The organism is Salinicola sp. V024, from assembly GCF_052645315.1.
Map to the genome: position 1 here is coordinate 195,373 of NZ_JBQXYB010000001.1, position 15,975 is coordinate 211,347.

Below are 15,975 nucleotides of genomic sequence, written 5' to 3' on the forward strand. Positions count from 1 at the left end.
GGCTCGAGGCATTTTCGGCTGGTGTTATCAGTCGTTGTTTCTGGCCGCTTTTCGGGGCCCGCTACGTCAGCGAGGTCATTTCATGATCGGGTTAGGGCCTAGGTCGGAGGCGCCGTCGATTTCGACGGCGTTCTCTTGCGCCTCGTCGGGTGAGCGCAATTCGCCGTTGCGTTTGAGCAGCCACGAGGCAATGGCCGGCGCCATTAGCGCTGATACCAGCACGCAGGCCGCGACTTGGGTCGTGGCAACGCCTACATAGGATTGCAGCGAGGGATCGGCCGCCGCGGCGATCGCCGGCGTCGCGATGGAGTTTCCTGCCGTAGTGCCGGCGGCAAAGCCGATACCGCTGCGTCGCCCGCGTTTCAGCAGATATCGATAGCCGAGATAGACTAGCCCGCCGGTAAACGGCGCAACGATCAGTCCCAGTGCCAATCCCGTCAGTCCGCCATGCAAGACGTCGGTCAGGTTGATTCCGGTGCCGAGGCCGAAGGAAAAAAACGGGATTACCATTTCGGGTACCGGGCGCAGGACCTCGGTCCATTTCGGATCGAGATTGCCCACCAGAATGCCCAGCAGCAGCGGAATGATCGCCGCCAAGAATACTTCCAGCGGAATGTCGGCAAGACCCGATGCCCCGATCAGAATCAGGGTGAAGAACGGACCGTCGTTGATCGCGCTAGCGATATAGGCGCCGCGATCGCGTTGATCGCCATAACGGCCGGTGAATGCCAGCCAGATTCCGCCGTTGCTGTTATCCATCGCAGCCAGCATGGCCAGAATCGAGATGCCGAACAGGCCATGCATTCCGGTGGTCAAACCCAGCACCGCGATCAGCACGCCAGGAATCAGGCTCTTGGTCAGCAGTATAACGCTGGCGGTGCCGACGATGGGCCCGGCGTTGCGTGGTGTGATCTGCATACCGGTAGCGAAGATCACCAGACCCATGAAGGCCATGGCGCCGTCCTTGAACAGCGCGGTCGTGAAGCTACCGATTTCCAGCGCCGCCGGCGCCAAAGTGCCGACAATCGAGCCGAGAATCAGTGGCACGATCATCAGGCCGCCGGGGATGCGGTTGAGGGTGTCGTAGATGGGTATGCGTGACGCGGGAATCGACATGTGATCGTCTCCATGCCAGAGCTAGGGGAAGCACCGTCAGCGACGGCGCTGTGCAAGAGTTGAGCTATGTGGATGGATATTGAATGAGCTCAGGAGTGTGGAGCGCTCAGGTGATGACACCGATCTGCCAGGGCACGAACTCCTGCTGGCCGTAGCCGTGACGTTCGCTGCGGCTGCGTTCGCCGGAAGCCAGGGTCAGAAAGCGCTGAAAGATCTGTTCGCCGAGCTGCTCGAATTCGATGTCGCCGTCGAGCAGGGCGCCGCAGTTGATATCCATGTCGTCCGACTGGTGATGCCATAGGGCGCTGTTGGTCGAGAGTTTCATCGAAGGGACCGGGGCACAGCCAAACGCGCTGCCACGGCCGGTCGTGAAGGCGATCAGGTTGCAGCCGCTGGCGACCTGGCCGGTGACGGAGACGGGATCGAATCCGGGGGAGTCCATGAACGCCAGACCTCGTTCGCGCATCGGCTCGGCATATTCGAGAACTTCGACCAGCGGCGTGGTGCCCGCCTTGGCGACGGCGCCCAGCGATTTCTCGAGGATCGTGGTCAACCCGCCGGCCTTGTTGCCGGCCGAGGGGTTGTTGTCGAGCGAGGCCCCGCGAACCCGGCAGAACTCCTCCCACCAGTGAATGCGTGCGATCAGCTTGTGAGCAACCGCAGGGCTGACTGCTCGTCGTGTCAGCAGGTGTTCGGCGCCATAGACTTCCGGTGTTTCGGCGAGCACGGCACTACCGCCGTGGGCGATGAGGCGATCGACGGCGGCGCCCAGAGCCGGGTTGGCGGTGATGCCGGAGTAACCGTCGGATCCGCCGCACTGCAGGGCGACGCGCAGATGCTCCGCCGAACACGGCGTGCGTTCGACCTCGTTCGCTTCTCTCAGCAACTGCTTGATGTGATGAATGCCCTCGGCGATGGCTTTGGTGGTGCCGCCGATCTGCTGGATGGTGAAGGGATGCAGCTTGGGTCCCGGTTTCAGACCCTGGGATTCGATCAGCGCATCGATCTGATTGGTCTCGCAGCCCAGTCCGATCACCAGGACGGCGGCGAAATTGGCGTGGCGCGCGTAGCCGGCAAGCGTACGGCGCAGCATCTCCAGCGCTTCGCCATCCGCGGCCACCGCACAGCCGACGCCATGAGTCAGGGCGACCACACCATCCACGTTAGGGTAGGGCGCCAGCGCCTCGGGATGAACGTCGCGGCGGAAATGGTCGGCGATGGCATGAGCCACCGTGGCGGAGCAGTTGACCGACGTGAGAATGCCGATGTAATTGCGGGTCGCGACGCGCCCGTCCGCTCGCGGAATGCCCATGAAAGTGGCGGCGGGGGTGACTGGCTCGACCGGATTGATTTCGGTGCCGATGGCATAGTCCTTCGAATAGCCCTGCTCGTGGCCGGCGCCTTCCAGATCGCCGATGCCGAGATTGTGAACGTGAACATGATCGCCGGCGGCGATGGGTCGAGTAGCACGACCGATGATCTGGCCGTAGCGGCGAATCATGTCGCCCGTCTGAAGCGAGCGCAGCGCGATCTTGTGGGCGGCCGGCACGGCGCTCGTCAGAACGATGCCCGGCATCACCTCGGTGTCTTTGGGTAACGGCACACGGGCGATGACGACATCGTCGCGCTCATGCAATCGGATGACCGAGGCGGGTGCCTCGGTGGTATGTTCGATCAGTGCCATGGCTTGGCTCCTCGGCTGCGGCTGCCACTTTGGTCTATGCGACTTTTGGTTTAAATTCTTTTTTAATCAGATATTTATCATGATTTTTGCGGCTGGCGACACGGTATCCTTTCGACGTGCTTTCCACTACTGAGAGTTGCTGATCGAGTGATAACTTGCGTGCATTCCTCTAAAGTCTTGATCCATCGAAAGTCTTGATTCATCGAAAGCCTTGACCACTCGGCCCCGCCATAAAGGGATTTCATCGATGCCCCCGACGTTGGAAACGTTGATGTCGCGCCTCCGTCTGCGCCAGCTGCGGCTGTTGATGGCGCTCGACGAATGTGGATCCATCCACAAGGCGGCCGAGCAGGTAGGCATTTCCCAACCTGGTGCGACGCGAGCGCTCAACGAGATCGAATCGACTCTGGGCGGGGCGCTGTTCGCACGGAGTGCACGCGGACTGGAGACCAACGATCTGGGACGCTGCGTGGTGCGCTATGCCAGGCTGATCCAGACCGATGTGGCGCATCTGCGCGAGGAGATGATCGGCATTCAGCAGGGTTACGGAGGGCATCTGGCGGTCGGCGGCACCATGGGCGCCATCGCGACGATCGTCGAAGCCATCGTCAAGGTGCGTGCCGAACAGCCTTCGCTGTCGCTGCAGGTTATCGAGGACACCAGCACAGGGCTGCTGCGTCTGCTCGATCAGGGCCGTATCGATGTCGCGCTATGCCGTTCCAACTTCGGTCGCCGCCCCGGTGACTACCATAGTCATGGCAATTTCCCCGAACCGCTGTGGGTCGTGGCCAATCCGCATCATGCGCTAGCCGCGATCGAAGAGCCGGATTTCACCACGCTGGCCCGGCAGGCCTGGATCGTCTACCCCGTGAGCATGCCGCGGATGCTGGAGCAGGAGTTCGTCGCTGCCGGCCTGTCGCAGTCGGTGCATTCGATCGAAATTTCATCGACCTACGCCATCCTGGCAATGCTGGAACGTGACTCCGGCGTACTGGCACTGCTGCCTGAGGGAATCGCTCGCGAACAGGTGGGGCGAGGGCGGGTGGCACGAGTGAATTACCGGTTTCGCACGCCCAATCCTGCCTTCGAGTTGCTGTGGCGGCGGGACAGGGAGTTGTCGCCGGCGGCGCGTCGCTTCATCGAATGCTATGACGCCGAGAAGCGATAAAACGAAATTTGCCAAGTCGCGGTTTTATGACTAAGTTTTGTATAACTTGTTTCGGCAAGGCAGTACCAGTAGCACTAGCAGTCGTCAGTAGTGCAAGCGTCTGGATCAGCGGATTACCACCCACCTCCAGTCGCTGGACGGGCACTACTTCAGGATGAATTACGGAGGATTCCCATGAAAAAGCTCAACGCCGCCATTTTTGCCGCACTGATCGCACTGCCGACCGCGGGTGCTTTTGCCCAGGATCAGGCGCCCGACGTCAGCCCCGAGACCGGGTCTGCCAACACACAGTCCGGTGGCTCTGCGCCGACCAAGGCTCAAGGTGCCACGGCAGCTGGAGAAAGCACTGGCTCATTGCCGTCCGAGAACAGCCTGCCGGATACTGACAATGCGCAGACCGGTTCTGCCAATACCCAGCCGGGCAGCCTCAAGGCCGACGGCCCGACGGCTCAGGACAAGTCCGCCGCCAAGGGCAAGATGCAGGACGATATGGAAAACAACCACGGCGTCGATTCCGCGCAGGACGTCGATCCCAACTGATCGTCTAGCGCTGATGATCAAGCGTTGTTGACTAGGTAATGCTCGCAGCAGTTCCCTAGTTTACTGTTCACGAACGCCCCGCTAAGCGGGGCGTTCGTCGTTACGGGGGCTGTAACAAGAAGGGCGGTGACAAGATGAGTGGAGACGAGCGCCTTACCACCAGCTCTCGGATTCTCGCTCCCCACGCAGTTTTTCGCGAGCAATGAACAGGGCGGCAATGGCGCGGCCCTCATGAAAGTCGTCGCGAGCCAGCAGCCCGGTGATATCGTCGATGGCGTGGGTTTCGACGATCAACGGCTCGGGTTCGTCCCCTTCGAGACGCTTTTCGTAGAGATCGCTTGCCAACATCACCTGGATGCGGTGATTCATGTAGTTGGGAGCCAGCGATAGCTCGACCAGCGGCTCGATGCGATGGGCGCCGAAGCCGCACTCCTCCATCAGTTCGCGATTGGCTGCCGTGACGATGTCTTCGCCCGGATCGACCAGCCCCTTGGGAAGCGTCAACGTATATTCATCGAAACCGGCAGCATACTCGCGGATCAGCAGGACATGATCCGGATCCGGCATCGCCACCAGCATTACCGCTCCCCGCCCTTTGCCTTTCAATCGTTCGAAAGTGCGCTCCGCGCCATTGGCAAAGCGCAAATCGAGCGACTCGATGGCGAAGAGTTCGCTCTGGGCGACGTTGCGCCGCTCGAGAATCGACGGCTTGATCGAGGGGGGCGAGGAAGAGTCTGTCGGCGCCATGCGGCCTCCGTGCATCGGGCGGGTTGCTTTAGGTACAATAATCGACGCTTGCTCGTGTGGGAAATACCCATTCAACGCCCGGAAGGCGAGGGTGGCGTCCCTGCGGGACGTTTTATCCCGCCCGATTGCCGAGATGTCGCCTGATGATCGACTGGAACACTATCGACACCGTTTTCCTGGATATGGACGGTACGCTGCTCGATCTCCACTTCGACAGCCACTTCTGGCTTGAGCACCTGCCGCGTCGCTACGTGGAACTGCACCGCCTCGACGACTCGCATCGTACCGCGCTGGAGGCACGCATCCTCGATGCCCGCGGGACGCTGGACTGGTACAGTCTGGCGCACTGGAGCCGAGAGCTTTCGGTGGATATCGTGGCGCTCAAGCGCGAAGTCGCGCACCTGATCGGGTGGCGCGCCGACGCGCTGGCATTCATGGAATGGCTAGCGGCGGCGCCGGTCGAAGTCGTGCTCGCGACCAACGCCGACCGCGAGAGTCTCGGGCTCAAGCTCCCGCTGACCGGCCTGGACCGCTATGTCGATCGCATCGTGTCGTCGGCGGACGTCGGGGCGCCCAAGGAGCAGCCCGCCTTCTGGGAGGCGATGCAGACGCTGCACCCGTTCGACCCGGCCCGCAGTCTGTTCATCGATGACAATACCGATGTGCTGGAGTGCGCTCGGCACTACGGCATGGGCCATTTGCTGGGCATTCTCAAGCCGGATAGCCAGAAGGCCGACAGACCGCACCCGACGTTTACCGTTGTCGATCGTTTCGCCTCACTGTTGCCCGGCGCATCGAGTTGAAGCGCGGGTTGAAGCAGCGGCCAGCGGCCCCCATCTAGAGCGGTCGAGGTGACAGAACCATGATGATAAGCCCATGAGTGAAACGGTACGTATCGATAAATGGCTATGGGCGGCGCGATTCTTCAAGACGCGTCAACTGGCCAAGAAAGCCATCGAAGGCGGCAAGGTTCGTTACAACGGCAGCCGCGTCAAGACCAGCCGCAATGTCGAGATCGGCGCCCTGATCGAAGTGCCCCAGGGTTGGGATAATGCGACCGTCGAGGTCGTCGCGCTGTCGGGACAACGACGCGGTGCGCCGGAAGCTCAGCAGCTCTATGCCGAGACGCCGGAGAGCATCGACCGCCGCGAACGTGAAGCCCACCAGCGCAAGCTGGCCAATCAGATGATGCAGCCACCGATCAAACGCCCGGACAAGCGCCAGCGTCGCGACATTCATCGCTTTCAGCGCCAGCCTACCGACGACTGACCGTCGGGTTCGCGAATTGCGTCAGCGCCGCCGGCCTACCTGCCATCGCTGGTTCCGTATCGATGAGACGCGTCGTTGACGCAATATCGTCCGGACCCAGCGTCTGAAGAGATATGAGTCATGAACGACGAAATCCAACGCTTTCTATTCGACGACACCAATGTGCGCGGCGAGATCGTGCAACTGGAGACGGCCTACCGCGAAGTTCTCGAGCGTCAGGCGTACCCCGAGCCCATTCGCCAGCAGCTGGGTGAGCTGTTGAGCGCGGTCGCGCTGCTGACCGAAACCGTCAAGCTCGACGGCACCGTGAGCGTGGAGGTCCGGGGCAAGCAGGGCGTCGATGTATTGATGGCCGAGTCCAGCCCGGGCGGGCAGCTGCGGGCCATTGCGCGTTACGATGATGAGCAGGTCTTCGCCGACAATGCCACGCTGCGCCAGCTGGTCGGTGACGGTCAGATCGTGATCACGCTCGACCCCGCCGAGGGCAATCGCTATCAGGGGATCGTGGCGCTGGAACACGACCAGCTCGCGGCGTGTCTGGAAGCGTACTTTGCCCAGTCGGAGCAGTTAGCCACGCGGCTTTGGCTGAGCGCCGACGGCCAGCGCAGTGCTGGGCTGCTGTTGCAGCAGCTGCCGGACGATCACTCGAACAAGGACCCGGATGCCTGGGATCGGGTGGTGCACCTGGCGGCGACGATCACCGACGAGGAAATGCTGACGCTGCCGGCGCAGGACGTGCTGCATCGGCTGTTTCACGAAGAGACCACGCGTGTCTTCACGCCCAAGGCGCTGGCATTCGGTTGCACCTGCTCGCGCGAGCGGATCGCCAACGCCCTGCACACCTTCGGCGCCGATGAGCTGCGCGAGATACTCGATGAACAGAAGGCCATCGATACCCAGTGCCATTTTTGTCATACCCAGTACCATTTTAGTGCGGCGGAAATCGAAGCGATCATCGACTCGCCTCAGGCGCCATCGCCGACCGTACACTAGGGCGTGCGCCGCGCTCGGCATGCTTGCCGGGCGGCGCTTTGATCAAAGCCGAATTGACATCGGGCGGCCAGCGTTTGCGCGCTGGTCGCTTTTTGCCATAATGGCGATCCTTTTTCGCCCGCCAGGTGTCGAAGTCACCGGTTCCACCAGAGCGGTGGCATCGGGGTGGCGGGTCTATAACGCTGTGAAACGACACGGAACAGAGGCCCTCGAGCCCAGGACTGGACAATGACCACCTCTCAAGCCACCGCCCCGGCTGCTGGCGATTCCCGCCCCGCGAAAGCGCACACCAATTTGACCACGGCCGAGCTGGTCGAATATGCCCTCGCGCGAGGTGAAGGCGTGCTGTCTGCCAACGGTGCACTGGTGGTCGAGACGGGGGAGCGTACCGGGCGCTCTACGCTGGATCGCTTCATCGTCGAGGAGCCCTCGACGTCGGATCTGATCGACTGGGGGCAGGTCAACCGACCGATCGAACCCAACGTGTTCGATGCGCTTTGGGAGCGAGTGGAAGATTATCTGGTCGGTGGTGACACTTTCGTCTCCGAGCTGCATGTCGGCGCCGATCCGGAGTACTACCTGCCAATTCGCGTGGTCACGGAACAGGCCTGGCATAGCCTCTACGGGCGTAATCTTTTCGTGCGTCCCGATAACTGGAATCCGAAGGACAAGAGCGAATGGACGGTGCTGAGCGCACCCAAGTTCGTCTGCGCTCCCCAGCGTGACGGCACCCGCTCGGAGAGCACCGTGATGATCAATTTCGCCCGTCGCCGGGTGCTGCTGGCCGGCATGCGCTACGCGGGCGAGATGAAGAAGGCGATGTTCTCGGTACAGAACTTCCTGTTGCCGGAGAAGGACGTGCTGCCGATGCACTGCAGCGCCAACGTCGGCGAAGACGGCGAGACCACACTGTTCTTCGGGCTTTCCGGTACCGGCAAGACGACCCTGTCGGCAGATCCGGACCGTTACCTCATCGGCGACGACGAGCACGGTTGGGGCGAGGGTACGGTCTTCAACTTCGAAGGCGGGTGCTACGCCAAGACTATTGATCTGTCGCGCAAGAACGAACCGATCATTTGGGACGCGATTCGCTTCGGAACCGTGCTGGAAAACGTGGTGCTGGATAAAGCTCGGGTTCCCGATTTCACCGACGATAGCCTGACCCAGAACGGTCGCGCGGGCTACCCGCTGGAGTTCGTCGAGAAGCGTATCGAGGATAACCGTAGCGGCGAGCCGAGCGCGATCATCTTTCTCACCTGTGACATGAGCGGCGTACTGCCGCCGGTATCGCTGCTTTCCAAGGAAGCGGCGGCCTACCATTTTCTGTCCGGCTATACGGCCAAGGTCGGCTCCACCGAAATGGGGTCTACCAGCGGCCTGGAAGCGACGTTCTCGACCTGCTTCGGCGCGCCGTTCTTCCCTCGCCCGGCGCACGAGTATGCCGAGCTGTTGATCAAGCGTATCGAGGCGTTCGAATCCCGGGTCTATCTGGTCAACACCGGCTGGAGCGGTGGTGCCTACGGCAAGGGCGGCAGCCGTTTCAGCATCCCCACGACCCGTGCCATCGTCCGCGCCATCCAGGAAGGCGATCTGAAGAACGTCGAAACGCGTCATATCGAGGGGCTCAACCTCGACGTCCCGGTCGCGGTGGACGGGGTCGACGCCAAGCTGCTCGACCCGCGCGAGGCGTGGGGCGATCGGGACGCCTACCGTGAGCAGATGAATGCGTTGATTGCCAAGTTCACCGGCAACTTCGCCAAGTTCGACGACATCGACGCGGAGATCCTGGCGGCCGGCCCGCAGGTGCTCTAGCGCCTGAAGAAGCGCGCTGGCCATTACTGCCTCACCCCGGCTCTCACGAAAAAGATCCGTGCGGTGCTTTATCGACAATCCCGGCGCTGAACGTCGCCCACGCATGACGGGGATGGCCATGGGCCATCCCCGTTTGCTTTCCGACACTTCACCGTCTTCGAGGTGTGAGCCGCTCTCGGCTGTGTGCTAACGTGGCGCGATCCTACCCATCGCGATGGTTTTCATGTCCAACACCCAAACCGCAATCATTGCGCTGATCGCCGACGAGCTCGGTGTCCGCGCCAATCAGATCGCTGCCGCTGTCGAGCTGCTGGATGGCGGCGCCACCGTTCCCTTCGTCGCCCGCTACCGCAAGGAAGTCACCGGCGGCCTGGACGATACCCAGTTGCGCACGCTGGAAGAGCGCCTCGGCTATCTGCGCGAGATGGAAGAGCGCCGCGAGGCGATCGTGCAAGCGATCGAAGAGCAGGGCCAGATGACGCCTGCGCTGCGCGCCGATCTCGACAAGGCAACGACCAAGCAGCGGCTGGAAGATCTCTACCTGCCTTATCGCAAGAAGCGTCGCACCAAGGCGCAGATCGCCCGGGAAGCCGGGCTCGAGCCGTTGGCGGATCACCTGCTGGCCGACCCGAGTCTAGACCCCGAACGCGAGGCGGCTGCATTCATCGACAGTGCCACCGGCGAAAGCCGTGGTGTCGAGGATGCCAAGGCTGCGCTGGACGGTGCCAAGCAGATCCTGATGGAACGCTTCAGCGAAGAAGCCGAGCTGGTCGGCCGTCTGCGTGAACGACTGTGGGAAGACGGCCAGCTTCGCGCCCGTGTGGTCAAGGGCAAGGAGGCGGAAGGTGCCAAGTTCTCCGACTACTTCGAGCATGACGAGGGCCTGGCCAAGACCCCGTCTCACCGGGCGCTGGCGATGTTTCGTGGACGCAAGGAGGGCGTGCTGTCGCTGGCGCTGGCCATGGCCGGCGAAGACGACGCCCCGATTCATCCGGCCGAGGTGGCGATCGCGCGCCACGTGGGCATCGGTCTCGGCGCCGAACAGCCGGCCTCTCGCTGGCTGAAAGAGGTGGTTCGCTGGAGCTGGCGGGTGAAGCTCTACACCCATCTGGAGACCGAGCTGATGGGGCGGCTCCGTGAGCGTGCCGAGCAGGAGGCGATCGACGTCTTTGCTGCCAATCTCAAGGACCTGTTGCTGGCGGCGCCGGCCGGGCCGCAAGCGACACTGGGGCTCGATCCCGGCTTGCGCACCGGCTGCAAGGTCGCCGTGGTCGATGCGACCGGGCGTTTTCTCGAGCACGCGACGATCTACCCGCACGCGCCGCAGAAGCGCTGGGACGAGGCGCTGGCCACGCTGGTCAAGCTGGTCGAGCGGCACGAGGTGACGCTGGTGGCGATCGGCAACGGCACGGCCAGCCGTGAAACCGACAGGCTCGCCGCCGAGTTGGTCAAGCGGGTGGCGCCACGTCAGCTCGCCAAGGTGATGGTCAGCGAGGCCGGCGCCTCGGTCTACTCCGCATCCGCGCTGGCAGCCAGGGAATTTCCCAATCTCGACGTCTCGATTCGCGGGGCAGTATCGATCGCCCGGCGCCTTCAGGACCCGCAGGCCGAACTGGTCAAGATCGACCCCAAGTCGATCGGCGTGGGTCAGTACCAGCACGATGTCTCCCAGGTGAATCTATCCCGCAGTCTCGAAGCCGTGGTCGAGGATTGCGTCAACGCCGTGGGCGTGGATCTCAACACGGCCTCCAGCGCGCTGCTGGCTCGGGTCTCCGGCCTGAGCACGATGCTGGCCGACAATATCGTCGCGCGGCGGGATCGCGAAGGACCCTTTCGGACTCGCAAGGAGCTGCTCGATGTCGACCGGCTGGGGCCCAAGACCTTCGAGCAGTGCGCCGGCTTCCTGCGCATCATGAACGGCGCGAATCCGCTCGATGCCAGCGCCGTTCACCCGGAGGCCTATCCGCTGGTGGCGCGCATCGCCGAGCGCAACGGCCGCGAACTGCGCGGGCTGATCGGGGACAGCCGCTATCTCAAGTCGCTCAAGCCGTCGGACTATGTCGATGACGCGCCAGAGGGTGACAAGGCGTTCGGGTTGCCGACGGTGATCGATATTCTGGCCGAGCTGGACAAGCCCGGACGTGACCCGCGGCCCGAGTTCAAGGCGGCGACGTTCCGCGAGGGCGTCGAGAAAATCGGCGACCTGGAACCCGGCATGCTGCTGGAGGGCGCAGTCACCAACGTGACCCATTTCGGCGCCTTCGTCGATATCGGCGTGCATCAGGATGGACTCGTGCATATTTCCGCACTGGCTGACAAGTTCGTCGATGATCCGCGTCAGGTGGTCAAGGCGGGCGACATCGTCAAGGTCAAGGTGATGGAGATCGATGTGCCGCGTCAGCGCATCGGCTTGACGATGCGACTCGGCGACACGCCCGGCGAGAAGAAGGGCGCTGATGACAGAAAGGGCGCTGGCGAGCGTCGCACCGACGGGGGAAAATCCCGTCACGGCAACGCGAATCGCGGGCATCAGCCCTCGCGCCAGGGCAGTGATCGTCAGGCCGCGCCGCCCTCGGGAGCGATGGCCGAGGCGTTACGCAAGGCGCAGCGGCGAACCTGAAAACGAGCGGGAGTTGAGGCTCGTCGAAATCGTTAGCCTTGAAAGCGTCGGCGTCGACTCCATAATGGAGGTTGGCCCGAGGCGGGGCCGGCGGAAAATGACTTCTGCTGGCGCCGTCGACGCACGGACAAAACGGGAGAGCGTAACTCTCCCCATGAGATAAGGTGTTGAGCGTGTCTGATCAACTCGCCAAGAATGTCGGCCATCTGATGGCGCCGGCCCAGAAGGGATTGCTTGGCCGTCTGCGGCGAGGCATCGAGAAGGAGGGGCTGCGTGTCGACCCGAAGGGCGCCATCGTGCAGACCGCCCATCCGCACGCCCTGGGCTCCAAGCTGACCCACCCGCATATCACGACCGATTACTCCGAAGCGTTGCTCGAGTACATCACGCCGGTCTACTGTCGTCCCGGCGATGCGCTGTCGTTTCTCGGAGACCTGGTTCGTTTCACCTATCGCCAGCTCGACGGAAAGGACGAGTGGCTGTGGCCGGCCAGCATGCCGGCGCGCCTCGACGGCAACGACAGCATCCCCCTTGCCGACTACGGCACCTCCAACGTCGGCACCATGAAGCACGTCTACCGCAAGGGACTCGATGCGCGTTACGGCCGGATCATGCAGTCGATTGCGGGGATTCACTACAACGTGTCGCTGCCGGATGATATCTGGCCGCTGCTGCAGGAGCTGGAGGGACGCCAGGACGAATCGCTGCAGGGTTATCGCTCGACACGCTACTTCGACCTGATCCGCAATTTCCGCCGCAACAGCTGGTTGCTGCTTTATCTGTTCGGAGCATCTCCGGCGCTGGATCGCAGTTTTCTGGGCAAGGATGGTGGCGACAATCGCTGCGACAAGCTCCAGTCGCTGGGCAAGGAAACGCTTTACGCGCCCTACGCGACCAGTCTGCGCATGTCCGATCTGGGCTATCAGAACAAGGTGCAGGAGCAGTTGAAGATATGCTTCAACTCGCTCTCCAACTACGTGGGTACCCTGCGCCATGCGATTTCCGCCGAGTGGCCCGATTATCGTCGCATCGGCGTCGAGGTCGACGGCGACTGGCGTCAGCTGAGTGCCAATATTCTGCAGATCGAGAACGAATACTACAGCGACATCCGGCCCAAGCGTGTGGCGCGTTCCGGCGAGACGCCGACGCAGGCCCTCGAGGCGCGCGGCGTCGAATATATCGAGGTGCGCTGTCTCGATCTGAACCCGTTTCTGCCGCTGGGCATCGATGAGCCGCAGATGCGTTTCATGGATACCTTCCTGCTGTGGTGCCTGCTCTCCGAGAGCCCGTGGATTCCGGATGAAGAATGCGATCGCCTCGACGACAATCGTCGGCTGGTGGTCGAGCGGGGGCGCGATCCGGAGCTCGAGCTCCAGATCGGTGAACGTCGTGTGCCACTGCGCACCCGCGGGCACGAGATCATCGAAGGGCTGCGCCAGGTCGCCGAGCTGCTTGATGCGATCGAAGGCGATGACCTCCATGTCGCCGCCATCACCGCGATCGCCCCGCGTCTGGATGATCCCGAGCTGACACCATCTGCCCGGATGCTGCGGGCGCTGGAAGCGCATGGCGGTGAATGGGCCGATCTGGTGACCGATCTGGCCAAGTCGCAGGGCGAGGAGTGGCGCTCGACGCCGATGGACGAGGCGCGCGCCTCGCTGTTTGCGCAGCTGGTCGAGACGTCGCATCAACAGCAGCATGACATCGAGGCCGAGGATCACCTCTCGTTCGCGCAGTTCATCGCCGACTATTTCCAACGGGCGAGGGAACCTCGTTCCGCAGCGTGAGTCTGTGAACCCGTAAGTCAGTGAACTCATCGCGCTCGACGGCAGTCGTCAAGCCCGGCGTCGAGTTCGGTATTCGAGGCCGGCTGCTGCGGAGTGAGCCGTCAACGTCGAGCCATTCGGCATGGATTGGGGTAGGACATGAAAATCGAGCATTGGGTGGCGCAGGCTAGCACTCGCCGATGGTGTGTGCTGGGCCTGTTGATGTGCTGTTTCATGATGGCCGTCGCGCTCTTCCTGCAATACGGCATCGGCCTCGAGCCATGCCCGCTATGCATCTTTCAGCGCGTCGCCGTGATATCGGCGGGCATCGTCTTCCTGATCGGCGCGATCCACAATCCCGGGCGCGGTGGCGGTCTGGTCTACGCCGTGCTCTCGTTGATCGCGGTACTCGGCGGCATCGTCGTCGCTGGCCGACATGTGTGGTTGCAGACCCTACCTCCGGATAGTGTGCCTAGCTGTGGGCCTGGCTTAGACTACATGATGGACATGCTGCCGCTGTGGGACGTGATGGCCCGCGTACTGCACGGTTCCGGCGAGTGCGCGGTCGTGGAGGGCGTGTTCTGGGGTGTCACGCTGCCGCAGTGGACGCTGCTGGGCTTCGTCGTCATGGCCATCATTCCGGTGATGATGATCGTGTCCCGAGTGCGCTACAGTGGCAAAACGGTTCGCGAACCGATGGGGCAGGCGTCCTGAAACAGGGTCGGCGTTGTGCCGGACGGCCGGCGACGAGTTTCACGCGGGACCAGGGAGAGGCTGATCATGCTGGAAGATTGCAAGACCGCGCAGGAGCGCTGGGGAGGCGTCCACGCGCTGATCGATCGCTGGCTGGAACAGCGCTACGACATGCTGGTGACGCTGGTCGACCTTCGCGAGTTCTGCGATGCCGATGTCACGGCGGTGTCCAAACCTCGGATCGACGCGTTCAGTGAAGCGCTGATGGACTACATCAGCGCCGGACACTTCGAGATCTATCCCCAGCTTCGCGAAGAAGCCAAGGCGTTCGAGGATCGCGAGGCGCTGACGGTGGCCGACAAGCTGCTGGCGCGAGTCGACGCCTCGACGCAGCTGGTGCTGGATTTCGATGCCGAATATGCCACGCCATCACGCTGCCAGCGCTACACCGATCGTCTTCCCGGCTGGCTCGAGAAGCTGGGTGCGACGATGACGGAACGATTCCTTCTCGAGGATCAGCTGATCAGTCGTCTGCATGCGGTACACGCGCCGACCGTGGCGGCACGCCAGGCGGCGGACGACCAGTCCGTCCGGACCGACTGAGCGGAACATCTGAGCGGATCTTTCTGCTCGCCGTTATCGACCCGCTTTCGTTCTGCTGCTTTCTTTTCCTGCTGTCGAATCGTTATGAAGCCCCGGCCATTGCCGGGGCTTCATGCGTTCTGGCCTGCCGCTGGAGCGCCCGGCGCGGATGATGCCGATGTCTAGCGCAGGGACAGCACCTGCCAGCTCCGCTCCTGGGCCAGCGCTCTGAGTTGGTCATCGGGGTCGACCGCCACCGGCGTGGCGACTTCCTCGAGCAGATAACGGTCATTGATCGAGTCACTGTAGAACCAGGCGTCGTCCAGGGTCAGCGTGGGTCGGGACTCGAGCCACTCCCGAACGCGGGTGACCTTGCCTTCACGGTAGCTGGGAATGCCCTCGACTCGACCGGTATAGCGGCCGCCTTCACGTTCCACCTCGATCGCGATGAGATCGTCGACCCCCAGGCGCCGGGCGATCGGGCCGGTGACGAAGCGGTTGGTGGCGGTGACGATCAACAGGAAATCGCCACGTTGGCGATGCCATTCCAGCAGCGCTTCGCCTTTTGCCAGGATGTGGGGTTCGATCTTGCTGGCCATGAACTGTCGGTGCCAGGCGTCGAGCTGTTCTTCGCTGTGCTCGCTCAGCGGTTTCAGCGCCATCGACAGGTACGCCATGATGTCCAGCTGGCCCGCCTGATAGTCGCGAAGATACTGATCGTTGGCGCGCCGATAGGCGTCCTCGTCCACGGCGCCCTGTTCTATCAGGAATTCGCCCCAGGCATGATCGCTGTCGCAGCTCAGCAGGGTGTTGTCGAGATCGAAGATCGCCAGGCTCAAGAGGGACTCCCGTTGTCGTGTGTCAGGGGTGGTAGCGGCGGCCGGGCCGTGCGAAAGAGTATCGCCAGTATTGCAAATTCCTCTCATGTTGCCCATGTCGCTGCTCGCTAACGATGTTATTTCAAGGTTTTACGGCTGGTGGGCTT

14 protein-coding genes are annotated in these 15,975 nt (G+C 62.6%); 10 read left to right on the top strand and 4 right to left on the bottom strand.

The window, feature by feature from the left end; all coding sequences use genetic code 11:
- Nucleotides 1-75: 75 nt before the first annotated feature.
- Together ACUN9V_RS00875 and ACUN9V_RS00880 are read right to left on the bottom strand one after the other, a co-directional pair.
- A complete protein-coding gene (locus ACUN9V_RS00875; protein WP_445509992.1) occupies nt 76-1,116 on the bottom strand; it encodes a 2-keto-3-deoxygluconate permease in 1,041 nt (346 codons plus the stop codon).
- A 106-nt stretch (nt 1,117-1,222) separates the two neighbouring features.
- The gene (locus ACUN9V_RS00880) at nt 1,223-2,800 is read right to left on the bottom strand and encodes a UxaA family hydrolase (protein ID WP_445509993.1); all 1,578 of its coding nucleotides are present in this window, start codon (nt 2,798-2,800) and stop codon (nt 1,223-1,225) included.
- Nucleotides 2,801-3,071: 271 nt separating this feature from the next.
- On the opposite strand from ACUN9V_RS00880, the gene ACUN9V_RS00885 reads away from it, so the two are divergent.
- Together ACUN9V_RS00885 and ACUN9V_RS00890 are read left to right on the top strand one after the other, a co-directional pair.
- Nucleotides 3,072-3,968, top strand: a complete 897-nt coding sequence (locus tag ACUN9V_RS00885) for a LysR family transcriptional regulator (protein WP_445509994.1) — start codon at nt 3,072-3,074, stop codon at nt 3,966-3,968.
- Nucleotides 3,969-4,142: 174 nt separating this feature from the next.
- On the top strand, nt 4,143-4,508 hold the full coding sequence (locus tag ACUN9V_RS00890; RefSeq protein ID WP_075562782.1) for a hypothetical protein: 366 nt from the start codon (nt 4,143-4,145) through the stop codon (nt 4,506-4,508).
- A gap of 153 nt (nt 4,509-4,661) precedes the next feature.
- Here ACUN9V_RS00890 and nudE read toward each other — a convergent pair whose 3' ends face one another.
- Nucleotides 4,662-5,255 carry an ADP compounds hydrolase NudE gene (gene nudE / locus ACUN9V_RS00895; RefSeq protein ID WP_075562781.1) on the bottom strand — a complete coding sequence of 198 codons (594 nt, stop codon included), beginning with the start codon at nt 5,253-5,255 and terminating at the stop codon, nt 4,662-4,664.
- 143 nt (nt 5,256-5,398) lie between these two features.
- Here nudE and ACUN9V_RS00900 point away from each other — a divergent pair, with 143 nt between their 5' ends.
- From ACUN9V_RS00900 to rsd, 8 genes are all read left to right on the top strand, one after another.
- Nucleotides 5,399-6,058 (top strand): HAD-IA family hydrolase, encoded by a 660-nt coding sequence (locus ACUN9V_RS00900; protein WP_075562780.1) that lies wholly within the window; start codon nt 5,399-5,401, stop codon nt 6,056-6,058.
- Nucleotides 6,059-6,131: 73 nt separating this feature from the next.
- Nucleotides 6,132-6,524 carry an RNA-binding S4 domain-containing protein gene (locus ACUN9V_RS00905; protein ID WP_075562779.1) on the top strand — a complete coding sequence of 131 codons (393 nt, stop codon included), beginning with the start codon at nt 6,132-6,134 and terminating at the stop codon, nt 6,522-6,524.
- Nucleotides 6,525-6,644: 120 nt separating this feature from the next.
- Entirely contained in the window at nt 6,645-7,517 is an 873-nt protein-coding gene (gene hslO / locus ACUN9V_RS00910) for an Hsp33 family molecular chaperone HslO (RefSeq protein ID WP_075562778.1), read from the top strand.
- A 228-nt stretch (nt 7,518-7,745) separates the two neighbouring features.
- Nucleotides 7,746-9,329: a phosphoenolpyruvate carboxykinase gene (locus ACUN9V_RS00915; protein ID WP_075562777.1), complete on the top strand. Its 1,584-nt coding sequence runs from the start codon at nt 7,746-7,748 to the stop codon at nt 9,327-9,329.
- Between the two features lie 223 nt (nt 9,330-9,552).
- Nucleotides 9,553-11,949 (top strand): Tex family protein, encoded by a 2,397-nt coding sequence (locus tag ACUN9V_RS00920; protein WP_445509995.1) that lies wholly within the window; start codon nt 9,553-9,555, stop codon nt 11,947-11,949.
- A 209-nt stretch (nt 11,950-12,158) separates the two neighbouring features.
- Nucleotides 12,159-13,736 carry a glutamate--cysteine ligase gene (gene gshA / locus ACUN9V_RS00925; RefSeq protein ID WP_445510356.1) on the top strand — a complete coding sequence of 526 codons (1,578 nt, stop codon included), beginning with the start codon at nt 12,159-12,161 and terminating at the stop codon, nt 13,734-13,736.
- A gap of 138 nt (nt 13,737-13,874) precedes the next feature.
- Complete coding sequence (locus tag ACUN9V_RS00930) at nt 13,875-14,429, top strand: disulfide bond formation protein B (RefSeq protein WP_075562775.1); 555 nt, start codon at nt 13,875-13,877, stop codon at nt 14,427-14,429.
- Nucleotides 14,430-14,495: 66 nt separating this feature from the next.
- The gene (gene rsd / locus ACUN9V_RS00935; RefSeq protein ID WP_075562774.1) at nt 14,496-15,011 is read left to right on the top strand and encodes a sigma D regulator; all 516 of its coding nucleotides are present in this window, start codon (nt 14,496-14,498) and stop codon (nt 15,009-15,011) included.
- 161 nt (nt 15,012-15,172) lie between these two features.
- Here rsd and ACUN9V_RS00940 read toward each other — a convergent pair whose 3' ends face one another.
- Nucleotides 15,173-15,829 carry an HAD family hydrolase gene (locus ACUN9V_RS00940; RefSeq protein WP_445509996.1) on the bottom strand — a complete coding sequence of 219 codons (657 nt, stop codon included), beginning with the start codon at nt 15,827-15,829 and terminating at the stop codon, nt 15,173-15,175.
- Nucleotides 15,830-15,975 lie beyond the last annotated feature (146 nt).

Coding starts and splice junctions, on each gene's coding strand:
- ACUN9V_RS00900 (WP_075562780.1), top strand. CDS start 5,399: ATGATCGACTGGAACACTATCGACACCGTTTTCCTGGATATGGACGGT.
- ACUN9V_RS00930 (WP_075562775.1), top strand. CDS start 13,875: ATGAAAATCGAGCATTGGGTGGCGCAGGCTAGCACTCGCCGATGGTGT.
- ACUN9V_RS00885 (WP_445509994.1), top strand. CDS start 3,072: ATGTCGCGCCTCCGTCTGCGCCAGCTGCGGCTGTTGATGGCGCTCGAC.
- ACUN9V_RS00890 (WP_075562782.1), top strand. CDS start 4,143: ATGAAAAAGCTCAACGCCGCCATTTTTGCCGCACTGATCGCACTGCCG.
- ACUN9V_RS00905 (WP_075562779.1), top strand. CDS start 6,132: ATGAGTGAAACGGTACGTATCGATAAATGGCTATGGGCGGCGCGATTC.
- ACUN9V_RS00875 (WP_445509992.1), bottom strand. CDS start 1,116: ATGTCGATTCCCGCGTCACGCATACCCATCTACGACACCCTCAACCGC.
- ACUN9V_RS00920 (WP_445509995.1), top strand. CDS start 9,553: ATGTCCAACACCCAAACCGCAATCATTGCGCTGATCGCCGACGAGCTC.
- hslO (WP_075562778.1), top strand. CDS start 6,645: ATGAACGACGAAATCCAACGCTTTCTATTCGACGACACCAATGTGCGC.
- ACUN9V_RS00880 (WP_445509993.1), bottom strand. CDS start 2,800: ATGGCACTGATCGAACATACCACCGAGGCACCCGCCTCGGTCATCCGA.
- rsd (WP_075562774.1), top strand. CDS start 14,496: ATGCTGGAAGATTGCAAGACCGCGCAGGAGCGCTGGGGAGGCGTCCAC.
- gshA (WP_445510356.1), top strand. CDS start 12,159: ATGGCGCCGGCCCAGAAGGGATTGCTTGGCCGTCTGCGGCGAGGCATC.
- ACUN9V_RS00915 (WP_075562777.1), top strand. CDS start 7,746: ATGACCACCTCTCAAGCCACCGCCCCGGCTGCTGGCGATTCCCGCCCC.
- nudE (WP_075562781.1), bottom strand. CDS start 5,255: ATGGCGCCGACAGACTCTTCCTCGCCCCCCTCGATCAAGCCGTCGATT.